This is a genomic window from Bradyrhizobium sp. HKCCYLRH3073 (genome assembly GCF_051167995.1).
GTDB lineage: Bacteria > Pseudomonadota > Alphaproteobacteria > Rhizobiales > Xanthobacteraceae > Bradyrhizobium.
Genome location: NZ_JBNPUD010000007.1, coordinates 98,858 through 116,114, shown reverse-complemented (window position 1 = coordinate 116,114; position 17,257 = coordinate 98,858). Strand labels below are relative to the sequence as shown.

Sequence of the window (17,257 nt, the reverse complement as noted above, 5' to 3'; positions counted from 1 at the left end):
CGCTCACAAATCTAGACGCACTCACGTCACCTGATACTTCGCCACCGCGTTCTCGTTCCAGGCGAGGCCGAGGCCCGGGCCTTTCGCCGTGACCTTGCCGTCGACCACCCGCAGCGGCTCGGCGAGGATGGCTCCCGCGAGATCCAGCACCTCCAGGAAATGAGCGGTCGGCGTCACCGCCAGCACGTGCGCGCTCGCTTCGGGCAGGATGTGGCTCGACATCGGGATCGACGCGGCATCGGCTTGCCCAGCGACATTGAGCCAGCCGGTGATGCCGCCGACCTTCATCAAATCGGGCATGATGAAGTCGGAGGCGCCGGCGGCGATCGCCTCGGCAAAGCCGCGCGGAAACCACCAGTTTTCGCCGGCCTGGATCGAGATCTCCGAGCGCTCGCGGACGGCGGCATGGCCGGACAGATTCTCCTGCGGCACCGGCTCCTCGATCCAGGTCAGGTCGCAATCGGCCAGGCGCGCGATTCTGCGCGTGGCCTCAGCGGGATCGAGCGACTGGTTGAAGTCGAGCATCAGCGCGATGTCGGGGCCGAGAAGCGCGCGCAGGCTCTTGATCATCGCCTCGTCGGTGGCGAGGTCGCCATGGCCGCCCTTGGTCTTGATGGCGCGGAAGCCATGCTCGTCGCGCGCCGTGCGCAAGGTGCGCTCGTCGTCCTTGGCATCGAGCACGCCGTAGCTGTCATAGGCGGGAATCGGCCGTGCGCTGCCGCCGAGCAGCTCGACCACGGGCTTGTTCGCGATCTGGCCGAGCGCGTCCCAGAACGCCATGTCGAGACCCGAGACGGCCATGCCGACCAGACCCTGCCAGCCAAGCAGGCGGAATTTGGCGTCCATCACCTTCATGAGGTCGAACGGGACCAGCGGCTTGCCGGCGAGCTCGCGGCCGATCTCCTCGACGAGGTGCACCAGCGGCTTCAGCGCGAGCCTGGTGTAGGCAAACAGGTAAGAGTGCCCCGTAACCCCCTGATCGGTCGTGACGTCGATCAGCACCAGCGGCCCGGTGTCGATGACGCCGAAGGCGTTGCGAAGCGGGCGCTTCATCGGGGTGACGACGGCACGCGCGGTGACGCCGGTGATGGCGGCTGTGGTCATGGGAGTTCTCCCTGGTTCGTTTCCTCAGCCGATCTCATACCACCGCAAGAGTCGCGGCGCTGCCCAGTTCGCGGCCATGCTCTCCAGCAGGAACCGGCCGGGCTGTTGGGCGAGAAACGCGATGCGCTGGGTCTGGCCGGCCTCGAGCGCCAGGGTGTCGAGCCAATAGGGCTTCCAGCCGTCGTCGAGCCGGTCGAGCAGCCGGAACGGCTGGCCGTGCAGATGGACGACGTTGGAACCGCCGGTCTTGTTGGCGAGGGCCAGCACGACGACGCGGCCGGCCTTGGCCTGGAAGGCAGGCGCGCTCGTCGCGCTGAACTGCACCGCCGGGCGCCAGTCGGGGCCGTCGAGCGCGAGGTCCACGCGCACAGCCTTTCCCAGATCGAGCTTGTCCGGCAGACCGTTCGCGGGGAGGGGCGGCGCCGGCGGCAGCGGCGCAGCCCGCAGCGGTGGCTCGCCCGACGTCGCGAGCCGTGCGATCGGACGCGCAGCCGTACCGTCGTGCAGCAGCACCTGGAGCGGCGCCTTGGCCGCGGGCATGTCGATGAAGACGTCGGTGCGGCCGCCCGGCGGCAGCACCACGGCGCCGTTGCGGGCGAGGAACGGTTCGGCGGGCTGGCTGTCGATCGCCATGACTCGGACCGCGTCGAGGTCGGCGATTTTGATCGCGATCACAGCGCGATGGCAGCCATTGATGATGCGGAGCCTGACCCGCGCATGGGTCCGCAGCGCGATCTCCGGCTGGATCTGGCCGTTGACGGCGTAGATCAGCTCGGAATCCTTTGCCTCGGTGCCCGGTGCCAGTGCGCTGCCATCCGGCCTCAGCCGGAAGTCTTCCACCAGGAAAACCTCGTCGCGGTCGACACTTGACGGCTGGGCCTCATCGACGATGACAGGTAGCGGCCGGATCGGGAGAGCCGCATGCTCGGTCAGCAGCCGCAGGTCGAGCAAGCCGGTGCCGGCCCGTGCCGCGGTCGCGGCGATGCTGGCCCGTCCGCCCGGGCCGACCGCCGGCTGCCCCAGCAGCGGGGCCGGCAGCACGAGGCCGCGGCCGGCAAGGGCCGCGGCGACGGACAGCCCGTTCGAAAAACCGAGGTCGAGCGCCGCGTCACGGGCAAGCCGGACCAGCGGGGCGGGGGCCGTCAGCCGCCAGACCTGGCTGGGCGCGCGGCCCGGGCCGAGCGCAAGAGATTCGGCGCGGGTCTCCAGCACCACAGACACTCGGCTCGCGGCCACTGCGGGCCCGCGGAGCGATGCCGTCAGCCCCGCCGCGAGGCCTCCAAGCACCGTCCGGCGGCTGATCCTCTCCACAGGCTGCCTCATGCGGCAAAACATCGTGCGATGAGGGGGATGCGGATCATGTCGTTTTCCCTTATGTGTGCCTCCGACACGGTCGATCGGCCTGCCGGTGGTGCTTTCGACAGCCCATTTTTTTGCTGCGGACGGTTTCGTGCGTGGTATAAGCCGCGCCGCCCGCGGCACCGCGGCCGGGCTATCGATGCAGTTCACGCGGGCGTGGCGGAACTGGTAGACGCGCTGGATTTAGGTTCCAGTGACGAAAGTTGTGGGGGTTCGAGTCCCTCCGCCCGCACCAAGCGCTTCTCCGGCGTTTGCCCCTAGTTTTACCGGCGAACCCGCTCTCTCGCACAGAGAAGCGGGGCCGCCGATCCCACCGACGCAAGGCCATTTGCCGCGCGTCGTCCACAATTGAGTCAGATGTGTCCGGATCGCAAGGGTCCGGACCGAAGCGGAAGAAGATTGACGCCATGCAGGTCACAGAAACCTTGTCGGAAGGCTTGAAGCACGAGTTCCAGATCAGCGTTCCGGCGGCGGATCTCGACGCCAAGGCGGATGCCAAGCTGGTCGATCTCAAGGACAAGGTCCGCATCAACGGCTTCCGCCCCGGCAAGGTGCCGGTCGCGCATCTGAAGAAGATCTACGGCAAGTCGGTCATGGCCGAGACCATCGACCAGACCATCCGCGACACCAACACGCAGATCTTCACCGAGCGCGGCTTCCGCCTGGCCACCGAGCCCAAGGTGACGATGCCGACCGAGGAAGCCGAGGTCGAGAAGATCCTCGCTGGCGAGTCCGACCTGACCTACACCGTGGCCGTCGAGGTCGTGCCGGCGATCGCGCTCGCCGACTTCAAGACCTTCTCGGTCGAAAAGCCGGTGGCCGACATCACCGACGCCGACGTCGACGAGGCGATCAAGCGCCTGGCCGATGCCAACCGTAGCTACGCCGCCAAGGCCGATGGCGCGAAGGCCGAGAACGGCGACCGCGTGAAGATCAACTTCAAGGGCACGATCGACGGCGTCGCCTTCGAGGGCGGCACCGGCGAGGGCATCGACGTCGTCATCGGCTCCAACACCTTCATCCCCGGTTTCGAGGACCAACTGGTCGGCATCGGCGTCGGCGAGACCCGTACGCTCAAGGTCACGTTCCCGACCAACTACCTGAACAACGAGCTCGCCGGTAAGGCCGCGGAGTTCGAGACCACGGCGACCGCGATCGAGGCGCCGGAAGACAAGGTGGTGGACGACGAGTTCGCCAAGACGCTCGGCCTGGAATCGCTCGACAAGCTGAAGCAGCTGATGCGCGATCGTCTTGCCGGCGAGTTCAGCCAGGCGACCCGCCAGCGCGTCAAGCGCGCGCTGCTCGACCGTCTCGACGAGACCCATAAGTTCGATGCGCCGCCGTCGTTGATCGACGAGGAGTTCAACCTGATGTGGAACTCGGTCAAGGCCGAGATGGATTCCAGCGGCAAGACCTTCGCCGACGAGAACACCACCGAGGATAAGGCGAAGGAGGAGTACCGCACCATCGCCGACCGCCGCGTGCGCCTCGGCCTCGTGCTCTCCGAGATCGGCGAGAAGAACAAGATCACCGTGACCGACGACGAGGTCAGCCGCGCCGTGATCGAGCGCGCGCGCTCGATGCCGGGCCGCGAGAAGGAGGTCTGGGACTTCTATCGCAGCAACCCGCAGGCGCTCGCGCAGCTGCGCGCGCCGATCTACGAGGACAAGGTCGTCGACTTCATCCTCGAGCTCGCCAACGTGACCGAGAAGAAGGTCTCCAAGGACGAGCTGTTCAAGGACGACGACAGCGACAAGGCAGCCTGAAAAGGCCGCCCATCGTAGGGTTCGCGACATAAGCGCGAGATTAAGGTTGACCGGCGAAAGCGCCGGTCAGCCCGGTTCGGGTGCTGGCCGCCGCCGCGGGAATCAGCTTGAACAGAGCAACGACCTCGCTCGCGGCTGGCCAGGAGACCCGGTCTTGTCACCGGCAAATTGGTCCATATCTGTGGGCTCGGTCTTGAAGTTCTGCATCACGGGACACCTGTCCGTCGCTGCTCGTTGAATGAGCCTCACCTGCGGCGGCCGGTCGTCTCAACTGCTGGTCCAACCCTTGGGTGATTCATGCGCGATCCCGTCGAAACCTATATGAACCTTGTGCCCATGGTGGTCGAACAGACCAACCGCGGTGAGCGCGCCTACGACATCTTCTCGCGCCTCCTGAAGGAGCGCATCATCTTCGTGACCGGTCCGGTCGAGGACGGCATGGCGACCCTGATCGTCGCGCAGCTGCTGTTCCTCGAGGCCGAGAACCCGAAGAAGGAAATCGCGATGTACATCAACTCGCCCGGTGGCGTGGTGACGTCGGGCCTCGCGATCTACGACACGATGCAATTCATCCGTCCGGCGGTGTCGACGCTGTGCACCGGCCAGGCGGCCTCGATGGGCTCGTTGCTGCTCTGTGCCGGCCACAAGGACATGCGCTTCTCGCTGCCGAACTCGCGCATCATGGTGCATCAGCCGTCCGGCGGGTTCCAGGGCCAGGCGACCGATATCATGCTGCACGCCCAGGAGATCCTGAACCTGAAGAAGCGGCTCAACGAGATCTACGTCAAGCACACCGGCCAGCCTTACAAGGCGATCGAGGACGCCCTGGAGCGCGACAAATTCCTCACGGCGGAAGCCGCCCAGGAGTTCGGCCTGATCGACAAGGTTCTCGACAAGCGGCCGGAAGATCCGGCGGCGATGGGCAAGTGAGCCCTCCGTAAACGAGGCGGGGTTCGTTTGACCCGCCTCGGAGCGCACAGCATCACCTTTGTCGGCCCGGGCCGGCAAAGGTACTGAGGTGGGGTCCCAAAAGGGTCGCAACCTTGCCGTGCGGCCGGCAAATAGGCGTGGCAAACACGCAACGCTCCACTGATTTCGCGTGCTCTTACCGTGTCAAGCCCCAAAATCACGGTAATGTCACGGTCTAGGGTCTGTGCTCCGATTAGCGAATTCTTGATAGTCGGATGACAGCATGATTGGCTAGAGTGTCCAGTTATGGATCGTGGGGGATTCGCGTAGGTCGTGGGCGCACGACAGGTGAAGAACAAGGTGTTAATTTTGGTACGAAATTTGCTCTTTCACCAGTCTGGTCCGGCCCGTGCCGGATCGGAACGAACGAGCGGACAAGAGCGAACCGCGGACGGAGACAGGAATGAGTAAGGTCGGCACGAGCGACTCGAAGAACACGCTATATTGCTCGTTCTGCGGCAAGAGCCAGCACGAAGTCCGCAAACTGATCGCAGGTCCAACCGTCTTCATCTGCGACGAGTGCGTCGAACTCTGCATGGACATCATCCGCGAGGAGAACAAGTCCTCGCTGGTCAAGTCGCGCGACGGGATTCCGACCCCGAAGGAGATCTGCAAGGTCCTGGACGATTACGTCATCGGCCAGAACCACGCGAAGAAGGTGCTCTCGGTCGCCGTCCACAACCACTACAAGCGGCTGAATCACCAGACCAAGCACTCCGACGTCGAGCTCGCGAAGTCGAACATCCTGCTGATCGGTCCGACCGGATCGGGCAAGACGCTGCTCGCGCAGACGCTCGCCCGCATCCTGGACGTGCCGTTCACGATGGCGGATGCGACGACCCTGACCGAGGCCGGCTATGTCGGTGAGGACGTCGAGAACATCATCCTGAAGCTCTTGCAGGCGGCCGACTACAATGTCGAGCGCGCGCAGCGTGGCATTGTCTACATCGACGAGATCGACAAGATCAGTCGCAAGTCGGACAATCCCTCGATCACCCGCGACGTGTCGGGCGAGGGAGTCCAGCAGGCGCTGCTGAAGATCATGGAGGGCACGGTTGCGTCGGTTCCGCCGCAGGGCGGCCGCAAGCATCCGCAGCAGGAGTTCCTGCAGGTCGACACCACCAACATCCTGTTCATCTGCGGTGGTGCGTTCTCCGGTCTCGAGAAGATCATCTCGGCGCGCGGCCGGTCGACCTCGATCGGCTTCGCCGCCCAGGTTCTGGCGCCGGAAGACCGCCGCACCGGCGAGATCTTCCGTCACGTCGAGCCTGAGGATCTCCTGAAGTACGGCCTGATCCCCGAGTTCGTCGGCCGTCTGCCGGTCGTTGCGACGCTCGAGGACCTCGACGAGAACTCGCTCAAGAAGATCCTGACCGAGCCCAAGAACGCGCTGGTGAAGCAGTATCAGAGGCTGTTCGAGATGGAGAACATCGAGCTCACCTTCGCCGACGAGGCGCTGGGCGCGGTGGCGCGCAAGGCCATCGAGCGCAAGACCGGCGCGCGTGGTCTGCGGTCGATCCTCGAGAGCATCCTGCTTGAGACGATGTTCGACCTGCCGGGTCTCGAGGGCGTCGAGGAAGTGGTCATCTCGCGCGAAGTGGTCGAGGGCACCGCCCGTCCGCTCTACATCTACGCCGATCGGTCCGATCGCGCGGTGGAAAGCAGCGCCAGCGCGTGAGGCGCGCTGGTACGAGAGACAGAAGACCTCGATTTATTAGATCGGCGATCGCCGCGGACATCATGTCCGCGGCATCGCAGCGTTTCAGAGTCCCGCCGCGTAAAGCCATTTTTGGCGGGTGTTTACCGATACTTGACACCCCCCGGGTCGATAGCCACCTAATGTCGCGTGGCGATACAAATCTCAATCCCGGGATTCGCCTCAACAACGATCCGAAACAAGCGGGCGATATCGACGCGTCAGTGAAGTCCGGATCAGATCGCACCTTGTGGCGGTTGCGCACGATGGCGGACTGCGTGCAAGGGGGCTAAACAAAAGGAACAGGCCATGACGACCCCCAAACCCCGGCCGACCATCGTTTACGGCGAGAGCCACGCCTATCCGGTTCTGCCGCTCCGCGACATCGTCGTCTTCCCGCACAACATCGTTCCGCTGTTCGTCGGCCGCGAGAAATCCATCCGCGCCCTCGAAGAGGTGATGAAGAGCGACGCGCTGGTGATGCTGGCGACGCAGAAGAACGCGTCCGACGACGATCCAGCTCCGGATGCGATCTACGAGACCGGGACGCTCGCCAGCGTGCTGCAACTCCTGAAGCTGCCCGACGGCACCGTGAAGGTGCTGGTCGAAGGCCTGGAGCGCGCGCGCGTCGAGAAGTACACCGATCGCGCCGACTACTACGAAGCCACTGCCGTTGCGCTCGAGGACACCGACGCCAAGTCGGTCGAGGCCGAAGCGCTGGGCCGCTCCGTCGTGTCGGACTTCGAGAGCTATGTGAAGCTGAACAAGAAGATCTCCGCCGAGGTCGTCGGCGTCGTTCAGTCGATCACCGATTTCGGCAAGCTGGCCGACACCGTCGCCTCGCATCTCGCCGTCAAGATCGCCGATCGCCAGGGCATCCTGGAGACGCTGTCCGTCACCACGCGCCTGGAGAAGGTGCTGGGCCTGATGGAGAGCGAGATCTCGGTGCTGCAGGTCGAGAAGCGCATCCGCTCGCGTGTGAAGCGCCAGATGGAGAAGACCCAGCGCGAGTACTACCTGAATGAGCAGATGAAGGCGATTCAGAAGGAGCTGGGCGACGAGGACGGCCGTGACGAGCTCGCCGATCTGGAAGAGCGCATCAACAAGACCAAGCTCTCCAAGGAAGCGCGCGAGAAGGCCCAGCACGAGCTGAAGAAGCTGCGCCAGATGTCGCCGATGTCCGCGGAAGCGACCGTCGTGCGCAACTACCTGGATTGGCTGCTGTCGATCCCGTGGAACAAGAAGTCCAAGGTGAAGAAGGATCTGGAGGCCGCTCAGGCGGTTCTGGATGCGGATCACTATGGGCTGGAGAAGGTCAAGGACCGCATCGTCGAGTACCTGGCGGTGCAGTCGCGCGCCAACAAGCTGACCGGCCCGATCCTGTGCCTGGTCGGACCTCCCGGCGTCGGCAAGACCTCGCTCGGCAAGTCGATCGCGAAGGCCACGGGGCGCGAGTTCGTTCGCGTGTCGCTGGGCGGCGTGCGCGACGAGGCGGAGATCCGCGGTCATCGCCGGACCTATATTGGCTCGATGCCCGGGAAGATCATCCAGTCGATGCGCAAGGCCAAGACTTCGAACCCGCTCTTCCTGCTGGACGAGATCGACAAGATGGGCTCGGACTTCCGGGGTGATCCCTCGTCGGCGCTGCTGGAGGTCCTGGACCCCGAGCAGAACACGACGTTCAACGATCACTATCTGGAGGTCGACTACGACCTGTCGAACGTGATGTTCATCACGACCGCGAATACGCTGAATATTCCCGGACCGCTGATGGACCGCATGGAGATCATCCGCATCGCGGGCTACACCGAGACCGAAAAGCTCGAGATCGCCCGCAAGCACCTGATCCCAAGCGCGATCTCGAAGCACGGCCTGGACTCGAAGGAGTGGTCGATCGACGACGACGCGTTGCTGCTCGTGATCCGGCGCTACACCCGCGAAGCGGGCGTGCGTAATCTGGAGCGTGAGATTTCCACACTGGCCCGCAAGGCCGTGAAGGAGCTCATGATGTCCAAGAAGAAGTCGGTGAAGATCACCGAGAAGACCGTCGAGGAATTCCTGGGTGTTCCGAAGTACCGCTTCGGCGAGATCGAGAGCGACGATCAGGTCGGCATCGTGACGGGCTTGGCCTGGACCGATGTCGGTGGCGAGCTGCTGACGATCGAAGGCGTCATGATGCCCGGCAAGGGCAAGATGACGGTGACGGGCAATCTGCGCGACGTCATGAAGGAGTCGATCTCGGCGGCGGCCTCGTTCGTCCGCTCGCGGGCGATCAACTATGGCATCGAGCCGCCGTTGTTCGACCGGCGCGACATCCACGTCCACGTGCCGGAGGGGGCAACCCCGAAGGACGGACCGTCGGCGGGCGTCGCCATGGCGACGACCATCATCTCGGTGATGACCGGCATCCCGGTTCGTCACGACGTCGCGATGACCGGCGAGATCACCTTGCGTGGTCGCGTGCTGCCGATCGGCGGTCTGAAGGAGAAGCTGTTGGCTGCGGCCCGCGGCGGCATCAAGACGGTGCTGATCCCCGAGGACAACGCCAAGGATCTCACGGAGATCTCCGATGCGATCAAGGGCGGCATGGAGATCATCCCGGTCGCCCGTCTGGACGACGTCGTCGCCCGGGCCCTGGTCCGCAAGCCGGTGCCGATCGTCTGGGAAGAGGACACCAAGGTGCCCGTGAAGGCCGATGGCGACGAAGCCGCCGGCGGCCTGACCGCCCACTGACGACCGAACAGAACAAGGAAACGGCGCCCGAAGGGGCGCCGTTTTCGTTTGCGGGATCGAGCCACTGACTTCGAGCGTGCGGAGTCTGCCCCACCGTTCCCGCTGCGGCGGTTTCTCGCTGCCGCCGCGTGGTTCCGGCGTTGATTGCGGATCGGGCAGGGGGTAAAGAAGCGCGACGTGAGGGCGGCTAGCTCAGCTGGTTAGAGCATCTCGTTTACACCGAGAGGGTCGGGAGTTCGAATCTCTCGCCGCCTACCACTCGGATCTGCCGGCAGGCACGCTCGAATTGCGGTGGCTATTGCGGCAGGCGCTGTTTTTCCAGGCTGACCGCGATCCTTTCCAGAAGCGTGTTCGTACGTCTGGTTTCATCGATCTGCTGCTCGTAGAGCTGAACCACCTTCGCGCTGGGACCCAATCCGCCGCGACGGCTGAGCAAGAACCAAACCCCGATCAGGAAGATGAAGGGAAGCCAGGAGACGATCAGCTCCACGACCCATTGTTGCATGACGACCCATTCCCCCATTTGAACCTCTGTCAGAGGTAGCAGGATGGCTATACCGCAGCCTCGTGGTGAAGCGTAGGTGCTGCGGGACGTCGCCGTGGGACAGGGTTTAGAATCCTTTTCGGCGGCCACTACGAAGTGTCAGAACGATTTCGCGTGGTGACCAGCTCTTCTTCGGCTAGCTTCGCGTGGGGTGAAACATCGCGGACGAAACGATGACCGACTTCCTGCGTCACTGCACAGGCGGACACGAACGCATCATCGCGGCTGGCTCCGACCTGCTGGAGGAGGGCCACAGCACCGGGCATCTCTACATCCTGCTGGACGGGCGGCTGGAGGTCGTCAAGGCCGGGGCCACGGTGGCCGTCGTCTCCGAGCCGGGTGCGCTGTTCGGCGAGATGTCGCTGCTGCTGGAGCAGCCGCACACGGCGACCGTGCGGGCGCTTGCCGAGTGCCGGATCTATGAGATCCCCAATGCGCCGCGCTTCCTGACCGAGAATCCCGAGGCGACGCTGGCGATCGCGCGCATGCTGGCGCAGCGGCTCAATGTCGCCAATACCTATCTGGCCGACCTCAAGCGGCAATATGCCGGCCATGGCACGCACCTCGCGATGGTCGGCGACGTCCTGCAGAGCATGGTCAACCTGCCGCCGCAGCAGGTCTCGCCAGGAACGGATCTGGAATCCGATCCACGGCTCTGAGCCAGTCGGGCGCCGCTGTCACCGGCTGGGCCGGGCGCTCCAGCCGTCCGGCGAGGTCGATCCATTCGGCCTGCCCCGCCGACAGCCAGAACGCGCGCTGGGCATCGGTGTCGAGCACCATGTAGGTCGGCGGGCGCCCGGGCTGCCGTCCGGTGTTGAAGACCCAGGTCTCACCGACGCGATCGAACCAGGATCCGTTCGTGATGAAGGGCGACTGGTGGACGTGGCCGGAGATCACCATCGTTGGCCGATGGCGCGCGATGAAGCCTTCGAGCTCGGTATCGCCGAAGAAGCGCTTGCCGCCCCAGCTCACCGGCGAGTTGGCCGGCGGCGCATGATGCACCCAGATCCAGCGTTCGGGTCTGCGTGCGGCGGCGGCTTCGAGCTGGCGCGTGATCGCGGCCTTCACGCGCGGGCCATCCCACCACGGGCAGACCGAGAACATGATGTCGCCGACCACGAGATCGTCGCCATCGGAGGCGATGCCGAGCTCGCGGACCGTGCTGAGCCAAGCCGCGATCTTCTCGCCGTCCGCGCTACGCTCCTCCAGGTCGTGATTGCCGGAGCAGATCATCACGCGCGTCCTGGCGGCGAGCAGCCCGAGATACTTCTTCACGACGACGATCTGGGCGCGGATGTCCACGATCGAGGCAAGGTCGAGCGCATCGCCGGCGAACACCACCATGTCGAAATGCTCGGCCGCGGCGACCAGCCAGTCGAACTGCGGCAACGTGTAGTGAAGATCGGCAACGATGAGACAGCGCATGAGGCTCCTGACGCGCAGGATCGAAGCAAGAGCGGGACCATATTCTGCCCGCGCTATTGCATCTTGAAACTGCGGGCGCCGGCAAGACCAGGTCGTCCTCTGGTCTGTCGAGCTCGCCGGTATGATGTTGGCGCGAGCCATCGCGCGCTCGTGCCTTGACAGGCAAGACCCGCGCATGCGCGATGCCTACTCTCTCGATGATCTCAACCAGACAAGGCGCGTCATGCAATTGCCTTCAGGAGACGACCGCAACGCCGACCAGATCGCCTATTGGAACGGCCCGGGCGGACAGCGCTGGTCGGATCGCCAGGAGGCGCAGGACGTCCTGCTTGCGCCGGTGTCGCAGATCCTGATCGACCGCATCGCGGCCAGGCCGGGAGATCGTGTGCTCGACATCGGCTGTGGTTGTGGCGGCCTGTCGATCGCGCTGGCCGGGCAGGTGAGCCCGGGCGGGCATGTGCTCGGCGTCGACATTTCCGCGCCGATGCTGGCGCGGGCGCGGGCCGTCGCGCCGGCCGGGCTCGCCACCGAATTCGTGCTGGCCGACGCCACCGTGCATCCGTTCGCGCCGGCGAGCTTTGATCTGCTGGTGTCGCGGTTCGGGGTGATGTTCTTTGCCGATCCGGTGGCGTCGTTCGCCAACATCCGCCGCGCGCTGAAGCCGGGCGGCCGGGTCGTGTTCGCCTGCTGGCGCGAGCCGAAGGCCAATCCCTGGATGATTGCGCCGCTGCAGGCGGTCTATCGCCACGTCCCGAAGCTGCCGGAGATGGCGCCGGAGGATCCGGGTCCGTTCGCGTTCGCATCCGAGGCGCGGGTGACGCGGATCCTCGGCGAGGCCGGCTTCAGCGACGTCGCGCTGCAGGCACATCCGCTGTCACTCGACATCGCCCGCGGACAGGGTCTCGACGCGGCGGTGCAATCGGCCTTCGAGATCGGCCCCGCCAGCCGCGCGCTGGAAGGGCACCCGGCGGAGACGCGCGATGCGGCGCGTCTCTCGGTACGCGAGCTGCTCGCACAGCATCAGGATGGCGGCAGCGTCACGCTGTCGGGCTCGATCTGGCTGGTGACGGCCCGCGCCTGACGCGGCACCGGACGGCACTCAGGATCGCTCTTCCCAGATCATCGCCAGATGGACGATGGTCTGCGCCGCCTTCTCCATGTCCTTGACGCTGACCCATTCGAGACGCGAGTGGAAGGCATGCTCGCCGGCGAAGATGTTGGGGCAGGGCAGGCCCATGAACGACAGCCGCGAACCGTCGGTGCCGCCGCGGATCGATGTCCGGACCGGCGTCAGGCCGGCGCGGCGGATCGCCTCCTCGGCGTAGCTCACGATCTCCGGATGCCGGTCGATGACCTCCTTCATGTTGCGGTATTGCTGCCGGACCTCCATCCGATAGGTCGAGCGCGGATAGTCCTTCAGGACATCCCTGACGATGTCCTCGAGCAGCGCTTCCTTCTGCCGCAGGCCCTGCTCGCTGAAATCGCGCACGATGAAGTCGAGCCGCGCCTGTTCGAGCGCGCCGGAGATCCCGACCGGATGCAGGAAGCCTTCCTTGCCCTCCGTCGTCTCCGGCGAGCAGCCATCCTTCGGGAGCCGATCGACGATTGCGGACGCGATCTTGATCGCATGCTCCATCTTGCCCTTGGCAAAGCCGGGATGGGCGCTGACGCCGTTGATGAGGATGGTGGCGCCGTCGGCGGAGAAGGTCTCGTCCTCGATGTTGCCGGCGGTCTCGCCATCCATCGTATAGCCGAAATCGGCGCCCAGCTTCTTCAGGTCGACCCTGTCGACGCCGCGGCCGATCTCCTCGTCCGGCGTGAACAGGATCTTGATGGTGCCGTGCTTGATCTGCGGATTGCTGATCAGGAATTGCGCCGCGTCCATGATCTCGGCGATGCCGGCCTTGTTGTCGGCGCCCAGCAGGGTCGTGCCGTCGGTGGTGACGATGTCGCTGCCGATCTGGTCCTTCAATGCAGGATGCTCAGCCACACGGATGATCTGGCTCGCGTCCCCCGGCAGCACGATGTCGCCGCCCTGGTAGTTGCGCACGATCTGCGGCTTCACGTTGGCCCCGGAACAGTCGGGCGACGTGTCCATGTGCGAGCAGAAGCAGATCACCGGCACGGCCTTGTCGGTGGTGGCGGGGATGGTCGCGTAGACGTAGCCGTTGTCGTCCAGATGGGCGTCCGAAAGTCCCATCGCCTGCAGCTCGGCTGCGAGCATCCGGCCAAGATTTTTCTGTTTGAGCGTCGAAGGACAGGTCGGCGACGTCGGGTCCGACTGGGTGTCGATCACGGCGTAGCGGAGCAGGCGCTCGGTGACGGAGTGGGTATAGCTGCGAAGCGGGTCGGACATGGGCACCACGAGAGAGAGAGAGAGAGAGAGAGAGAGAGAGAGAGAGAGGTTGCCGGAGGTATCAGTATACTAATATATCAGTTATTGCATGCCAGATACCAGGAGCGGCAGGTTATCAATGGTTTCAGCTCTGATCAAAGAACGTCCGCCAGCTCCCGTGCTGCGGAATACGACGTTTCGCGGCCGGCGTTGATCAGCACCGCTTCGCCGACGGCAGGATTGAGCTCCATCTGCAGGATACCGCCTCCGGCGATTCGAAGCTCAGCTTGCTCGCACAGGTGCCGGGCGATTCGTGGGCGGCGTCCGCGAGGAATCTCCTCTCACTCGCTTCCTGGTCAGCCCGTGCGCCTCGACCGGGACGGCGGCCGGAAATTTCAATATGCCCGGTCGAAAGTATGCCTGGTCGGACTTGGCGCCCATTTTGCCATATCCGGCCTGCGACGTCTTCGCGAAGCGACCGCCACGGCCGCGGGGCAGGGGTGCCGAGGTCCGGAGGGAGAGACGTGGGATGGCCCATCATCGTGCAGCGATTGACGTCGGCTGCTGGGCCCAGACAAGGAGACCGGGCGTGCTGCATGGACCCCTCATCAATGACTTCGCACAGCTCTCGGTTCATTGTCCTTGACTTCGAAACATCGCCCCTTTAAGTCGCACTCCTCCGCGGATTTCGCGATCACGCGGGAGTAGCTCAGTTGGTTAGAGCGCCGGCCTGTCACGCCGGAGGTCGCGGGTTCGAGCCCCGTCTCTCGCGCCATGTTTTCAATGGCTTAGCTTTCGATCTGATCCGTCCGCTGGCGCAAGCGGCACTCCCGCGCGATCTCTTCCCGCCTACGACCTGATGCTCCGCCGACTGCAAGTGCTCCGTCGCCAATTTTCCGACCGGGCATGAAAAAGGCCACCCGGCGGGTGGCCTGCGAATGCTGTCAGATGGCAGCGGACAGTGGCCTCAGCGGACCATCGAGTCGCTGGAACTCGTCATGGTCACCGGCTTGCCGGCCTTCACGACGTGCGATGCCGTCTGGCTGTCGTCGACGTTGGCGCGGGTCGCGATGCCGAAAGCGGTCACGGCGATGCCGGCGATCAGGGCAACGGCGACGATCTTCAGATGGGTCGATCGGTCTGCGGAATGCAGCGAGTGGTTCATGTCAGCCTCCCGGCGTCTCAGAGCGCCACTTTGTTGCCTGGACATGTACCCCTGCTTTGTTTCGATCCGGTTTCTTCGTTTCCTCAAAATGGTTTCATCGGTTGCAGCCGCCGCGGCGGCAATCGGGAGTATGCGGCCGGGGCTGACTGCGCGCGGCGGTGCCGGCATCGACGGCGGCCGCGGATGATCTTGATCCGGCGGCCCTTCGTGACCATCTCCCGCGGTAACGGAAGCCTATCGGATGACGGTCCCGTCGCCTCGTTTGGATCTCCCGATCGAGCGCTGATCCGCATCCGTCTCCGACCAGCCAGCCTGCGCACACCGGCGTGCGTCCTCGCGATTGCTGATCGCCTCAGCGTCCTGCGTTGGACCGTGCGGCACCGTAATGCTGCGGGTCTGCAATGCGGCTCCTGCACGCGTCATCCGCGGTGCCGTTGCTCGGTGTGTCCGGGTTTCCGCAATGTGGGGAGGGATGACACCGGCGAGACGGCTTGTCTTGCGCGGCTTGGTGCGCTGCGCTAAGGCTTCGACCAATTCCAATGCAACGAGTCTGCGGTTTGCACCGAAACCGCAGAGGAAAGTGGCGCCGATGACCGGCATCCTTCAGAACTATCTCCCCCTCGTCGTTTTCATAGGTGTCGCAGCCATCATCGGGGTGGTGCTGCTGATCGCGCCGTTCCTGGTCGCCTACCAGCAGCCCGATCCCGAGAAGCTCTCCGCGTATGAGTGCGGCTTCAATGCGTTCGACGACGCCCGCATGAAGTTCGACGTCCGCTTCTATCTGGTTGCCATCCTTTTCATCATCTTCGACCTCGAAGTCGCCTTCCTGTTCCCCTGGGCAGTCGCATTCGGCAAGCTCGGCGCGGCCGGCTTCTGGTCGATGCTGGTGTTCCTGGCCGTGTTGACGGTCGGGTTTGCCTACGAATGGAAGAAAGGCGCGCTTGAATGGGATTGAGCCCGACCACGTCCTCGACCGGGCCGGCGATCGCTCCGGCCCCGAAGGGCATTCTCGATCCCGCGACCGGCAGGCCGATCGGTGCCAACGACCCGTATTTCCTCGAGGTCAGGCACGAGCTGTCGGACAAGGGATTCTTCGTCGCCACCGCTGACGATCTCATCACCTGGGCCCGCACCGGCTCGCTGATGTGGATGACGTTCGGCCTGGCCTGCTGCGCCGTCGAGATGATGCAGGTCTCGATGCCGCGCTACGACGTCGAGCGCTTCGGCTTCGCGCCGCGCGCCTCGCCGCGCCAGTCCGACGTGATGATCGTCGCCGGCACGCTGACCAACAAGATGGCGCCGGCGCTGCGCAAGGTCTACGACCAGATGCCGGAGCCGCGCTACGTCATCTCGATGGGGTCGTGCGCCAATGGCGGCGGCTACTATCACTATTCCTATTCGGTGGTCCGCGGCTGCGACCGCATCGTTCCCATTGACATCTACGTGCCCGGCTGTCCGCCGACCGCCGAAGCGCTGCTGTACGGTGTGCTGCTGCTGCAGAAGAAGATCCGGCGCACCGGCACCATCGAACGCTGAAGGTTTTTCGTTATGGACGACGGCAGGCTCGACGCCCTTGGGCAGACGATCGTAAGCGCGCTCCCGGGCGCCGCGATCGGCCATACGGTCGCTTTCAATCAGCTCACGGTGAACGTGGAGCCCGCCCGGATCGTCGAGGTCGTAACACATCTGCGCGACGATCCTGCTCTCCGCTTCGTCAACATCACCGACATCACGGCGGTCGACTATCCTGAGCGCGCCAAGCGTTTCGATGTTGTCTATCACTTCATGTCACCGACGCTGAACGCGCGCATCCGGCTCAAGGCCGAGGCCGACGAGACGACGCAGGTGCCGTCGCTGATCGATGTCTTTCCGGGCGCCGATTGGTTCGAGCGCGAGGCCTACGACCTCTACGGCGTGATCTTCGTCGGCCACCCGGACATGCGCCGGCTGCTGACGGATTACGGCTTCGACGGCCATCCGCTGCGCAAGGACTTCCCGACGACGGGGTTCGTCGAGGTGCGCTACGACGACCAGGAGAAGCGGGTCATCTATGAGCCGGTGCGGCTCAACCAGGAATTCCGCAAGTTCGATTTCCTGTCGCCCTGGGAAGGTGCGGACTATCCGCTGCCCGGCGACGAGAAGGCGACGAAGTAAGTGGGAG

15 protein-coding genes and 3 tRNA genes are annotated in these 17,257 nt (G+C 64.6%); 12 read left to right on the top strand and 6 right to left on the bottom strand.

Annotated features, from left to right (window positions below):
- Positions 1–21: 21 nt before the first annotated feature.
- Both ACQR1X_RS18035 and ACQR1X_RS18030 read right to left on the bottom strand, forming a co-directional pair.
- Positions 22–1,104, bottom strand: coding sequence for an enolase C-terminal domain-like protein (locus tag ACQR1X_RS18035; protein ID WP_434899306.1), 1,083 nt, complete (start codon positions 1,102–1,104; stop codon positions 22–24).
- A 24-nt stretch (positions 1,105–1,128) separates the two neighbouring features.
- Positions 1,129–2,439, bottom strand: coding sequence for a multicopper oxidase domain-containing protein (locus ACQR1X_RS18030; protein ID WP_434899305.1), 1,311 nt, complete (start codon positions 2,437–2,439; stop codon positions 1,129–1,131).
- Between the two features lie 174 nt (positions 2,440–2,613).
- On the opposite strand from ACQR1X_RS18030, the gene ACQR1X_RS18025 reads away from it, so the two are divergent.
- The 6 genes from ACQR1X_RS18025 to ACQR1X_RS18000 all read left to right on the top strand — a co-directional run bounded on the left by ACQR1X_RS18025 (position 2,614) and on the right by ACQR1X_RS18000 (position 9,885).
- A tRNA-Leu gene (locus ACQR1X_RS18025) sits at positions 2,614–2,698 on the top strand.
- 172 nt (positions 2,699–2,870) lie between these two features.
- Positions 2,871–4,229: a trigger factor gene (gene tig / locus ACQR1X_RS18020; RefSeq protein ID WP_315799688.1), complete on the top strand. Its 1,359-nt coding sequence runs from the start codon at positions 2,871–2,873 to the stop codon at positions 4,227–4,229.
- 297 nt (positions 4,230–4,526) lie between these two features.
- Positions 4,527–5,159, top strand: coding sequence for an ATP-dependent Clp protease proteolytic subunit (locus tag ACQR1X_RS18015; protein WP_172109612.1), 633 nt, complete (start codon positions 4,527–4,529; stop codon positions 5,157–5,159).
- 442 nt (positions 5,160–5,601) lie between these two features.
- Positions 5,602–6,876, top strand: a complete 1,275-nt coding sequence (gene clpX / locus ACQR1X_RS18010) for an ATP-dependent Clp protease ATP-binding subunit ClpX (RefSeq protein WP_012044595.1) — start codon at positions 5,602–5,604, stop codon at positions 6,874–6,876.
- 327 nt (positions 6,877–7,203) lie between these two features.
- Complete coding sequence (gene lon / locus ACQR1X_RS18005) at positions 7,204–9,627, top strand: endopeptidase La (protein WP_434899304.1); 2,424 nt, start codon at positions 7,204–7,206, stop codon at positions 9,625–9,627.
- Between the two features lie 181 nt (positions 9,628–9,808).
- Positions 9,809–9,885: transfer RNA gene (locus ACQR1X_RS18000), tRNA-Val, on the top strand.
- Between the two features lie 37 nt (positions 9,886–9,922).
- Here the strand turns inward: ACQR1X_RS18000 and ACQR1X_RS17995 are convergent.
- A complete protein-coding gene (locus tag ACQR1X_RS17995) occupies positions 9,923–10,132 on the bottom strand; it encodes a hypothetical protein (RefSeq protein ID WP_316217851.1) in 210 nt (69 codons plus the stop codon).
- 212 nt (positions 10,133–10,344) lie between these two features.
- Between ACQR1X_RS17995 and ACQR1X_RS17990 the strand changes: the two genes are divergently transcribed.
- Positions 10,345–10,830 (top strand): Crp/Fnr family transcriptional regulator, encoded by a 486-nt coding sequence (locus ACQR1X_RS17990; protein ID WP_316181443.1) that lies wholly within the window; start codon positions 10,345–10,347, stop codon positions 10,828–10,830.
- On the opposite strand, the gene ACQR1X_RS17985 is transcribed toward ACQR1X_RS17990, so the two are convergent.
- A complete protein-coding gene (locus tag ACQR1X_RS17985; RefSeq protein ID WP_434896215.1) occupies positions 10,769–11,596 on the bottom strand; it encodes a metallophosphoesterase family protein in 828 nt (275 codons plus the stop codon). The two genes, ACQR1X_RS17990 and ACQR1X_RS17985, sit on opposite strands and share 62 nt — an antisense overlap.
- 223 nt (positions 11,597–11,819) lie before the next feature.
- Between ACQR1X_RS17985 and ACQR1X_RS17980 the strand changes: the two genes are divergently transcribed.
- The gene (locus ACQR1X_RS17980; protein ID WP_434882660.1) at positions 11,820–12,677 is read left to right on the top strand and encodes a class I SAM-dependent methyltransferase; all 858 of its coding nucleotides are present in this window, start codon (positions 11,820–11,822) and stop codon (positions 12,675–12,677) included.
- Between the two features lie 18 nt (positions 12,678–12,695).
- On the opposite strand, the gene pepT is transcribed toward ACQR1X_RS17980, so the two are convergent.
- Positions 12,696–13,952 (bottom strand): peptidase T, encoded by a 1,257-nt coding sequence (gene pepT / locus ACQR1X_RS17975; RefSeq protein WP_434896214.1) that lies wholly within the window; start codon positions 13,950–13,952, stop codon positions 12,696–12,698.
- Between the two features lie 677 nt (positions 13,953–14,629).
- Here pepT and ACQR1X_RS17970 point away from each other — a divergent pair.
- Positions 14,630–14,706: transfer RNA gene (locus ACQR1X_RS17970), tRNA-Asp, on the top strand.
- A 192-nt stretch (positions 14,707–14,898) separates the two neighbouring features.
- Here ACQR1X_RS17970 and ACQR1X_RS17965 read toward each other — a convergent pair.
- On the bottom strand, positions 14,899–15,096 hold the full coding sequence (locus ACQR1X_RS17965) for a hypothetical protein (RefSeq protein ID WP_434884807.1): 198 nt from the start codon (positions 15,094–15,096) through the stop codon (positions 14,899–14,901).
- A gap of 589 nt (positions 15,097–15,685) precedes the next feature.
- Between ACQR1X_RS17965 and ACQR1X_RS17960 the strand changes: the two genes are divergently transcribed.
- Genes ACQR1X_RS17960 through ACQR1X_RS17950 form a run of 3 tightly spaced genes read left to right on the top strand, consistent with a single transcriptional unit; the run spans position 15,686 to position 17,250 of the window.
- A complete protein-coding gene (locus tag ACQR1X_RS17960; protein ID WP_008964559.1) occupies positions 15,686–16,051 on the top strand; it encodes an NADH-quinone oxidoreductase subunit A in 366 nt (121 codons plus the stop codon).
- Complete coding sequence (locus tag ACQR1X_RS17955; protein WP_173424458.1) at positions 16,048–16,632, top strand: NuoB/complex I 20 kDa subunit family protein; 585 nt, start codon at positions 16,048–16,050, stop codon at positions 16,630–16,632. The genes ACQR1X_RS17960 and ACQR1X_RS17955 overlap by 4 nt, the downstream gene beginning before the upstream one ends.
- A 12-nt stretch (positions 16,633–16,644) precedes the next feature.
- Positions 16,645–17,250, top strand: a complete 606-nt coding sequence (locus ACQR1X_RS17950) for an NADH-quinone oxidoreductase subunit C (protein WP_434899303.1) — start codon at positions 16,645–16,647, stop codon at positions 17,248–17,250.
- The last annotated feature ends 7 nt before the right edge of the window (positions 17,251–17,257 follow it).

What these genes read in the sequence shown, in the direction of transcription:
- ACQR1X_RS18035 (WP_434899306.1), bottom strand. Translation starts at nt 1,104, where the DNA reads ATGACCACAGCCGCCATCACCGGCGTCACCGCGCGTGCCGTCGTCACC.
- ACQR1X_RS18030 (WP_434899305.1), bottom strand. Translation starts at nt 2,439, where the DNA reads ATGTTTTGCCGCATGAGGCAGCCTGTGGAGAGGATCAGCCGCCGGACG.
- tig (WP_315799688.1), top strand. Translation starts at nt 2,871, where the DNA reads ATGCAGGTCACAGAAACCTTGTCGGAAGGCTTGAAGCACGAGTTCCAG.
- ACQR1X_RS18015 (WP_172109612.1), top strand. Translation starts at nt 4,527, where the DNA reads ATGCGCGATCCCGTCGAAACCTATATGAACCTTGTGCCCATGGTGGTC.
- clpX (WP_012044595.1), top strand. Translation starts at nt 5,602, where the DNA reads ATGAGTAAGGTCGGCACGAGCGACTCGAAGAACACGCTATATTGCTCG.
- lon (WP_434899304.1), top strand. Translation starts at nt 7,204, where the DNA reads ATGACGACCCCCAAACCCCGGCCGACCATCGTTTACGGCGAGAGCCAC.
- ACQR1X_RS17995 (WP_316217851.1), bottom strand. Translation starts at nt 10,132, where the DNA reads ATGCAACAATGGGTCGTGGAGCTGATCGTCTCCTGGCTTCCCTTCATC.
- ACQR1X_RS17990 (WP_316181443.1), top strand. Translation starts at nt 10,345, where the DNA reads ATGACCGACTTCCTGCGTCACTGCACAGGCGGACACGAACGCATCATC.
- ACQR1X_RS17985 (WP_434896215.1), bottom strand. Translation starts at nt 11,596, where the DNA reads ATGCGCTGTCTCATCGTTGCCGATCTTCACTACACGTTGCCGCAGTTC.
- ACQR1X_RS17980 (WP_434882660.1), top strand. Translation starts at nt 11,820, where the DNA reads ATGCAATTGCCTTCAGGAGACGACCGCAACGCCGACCAGATCGCCTAT.
- pepT (WP_434896214.1), bottom strand. Translation starts at nt 13,952, where the DNA reads ATGTCCGACCCGCTTCGCAGCTATACCCACTCCGTCACCGAGCGCCTG.
- ACQR1X_RS17965 (WP_434884807.1), bottom strand. Translation starts at nt 15,096, where the DNA reads ATGAACCACTCGCTGCATTCCGCAGACCGATCGACCCATCTGAAGATC.
- ACQR1X_RS17960 (WP_008964559.1), top strand. Translation starts at nt 15,686, where the DNA reads ATGACCGGCATCCTTCAGAACTATCTCCCCCTCGTCGTTTTCATAGGT.
- ACQR1X_RS17950 (WP_434899303.1), top strand. Translation starts at nt 16,645, where the DNA reads ATGGACGACGGCAGGCTCGACGCCCTTGGGCAGACGATCGTAAGCGCG.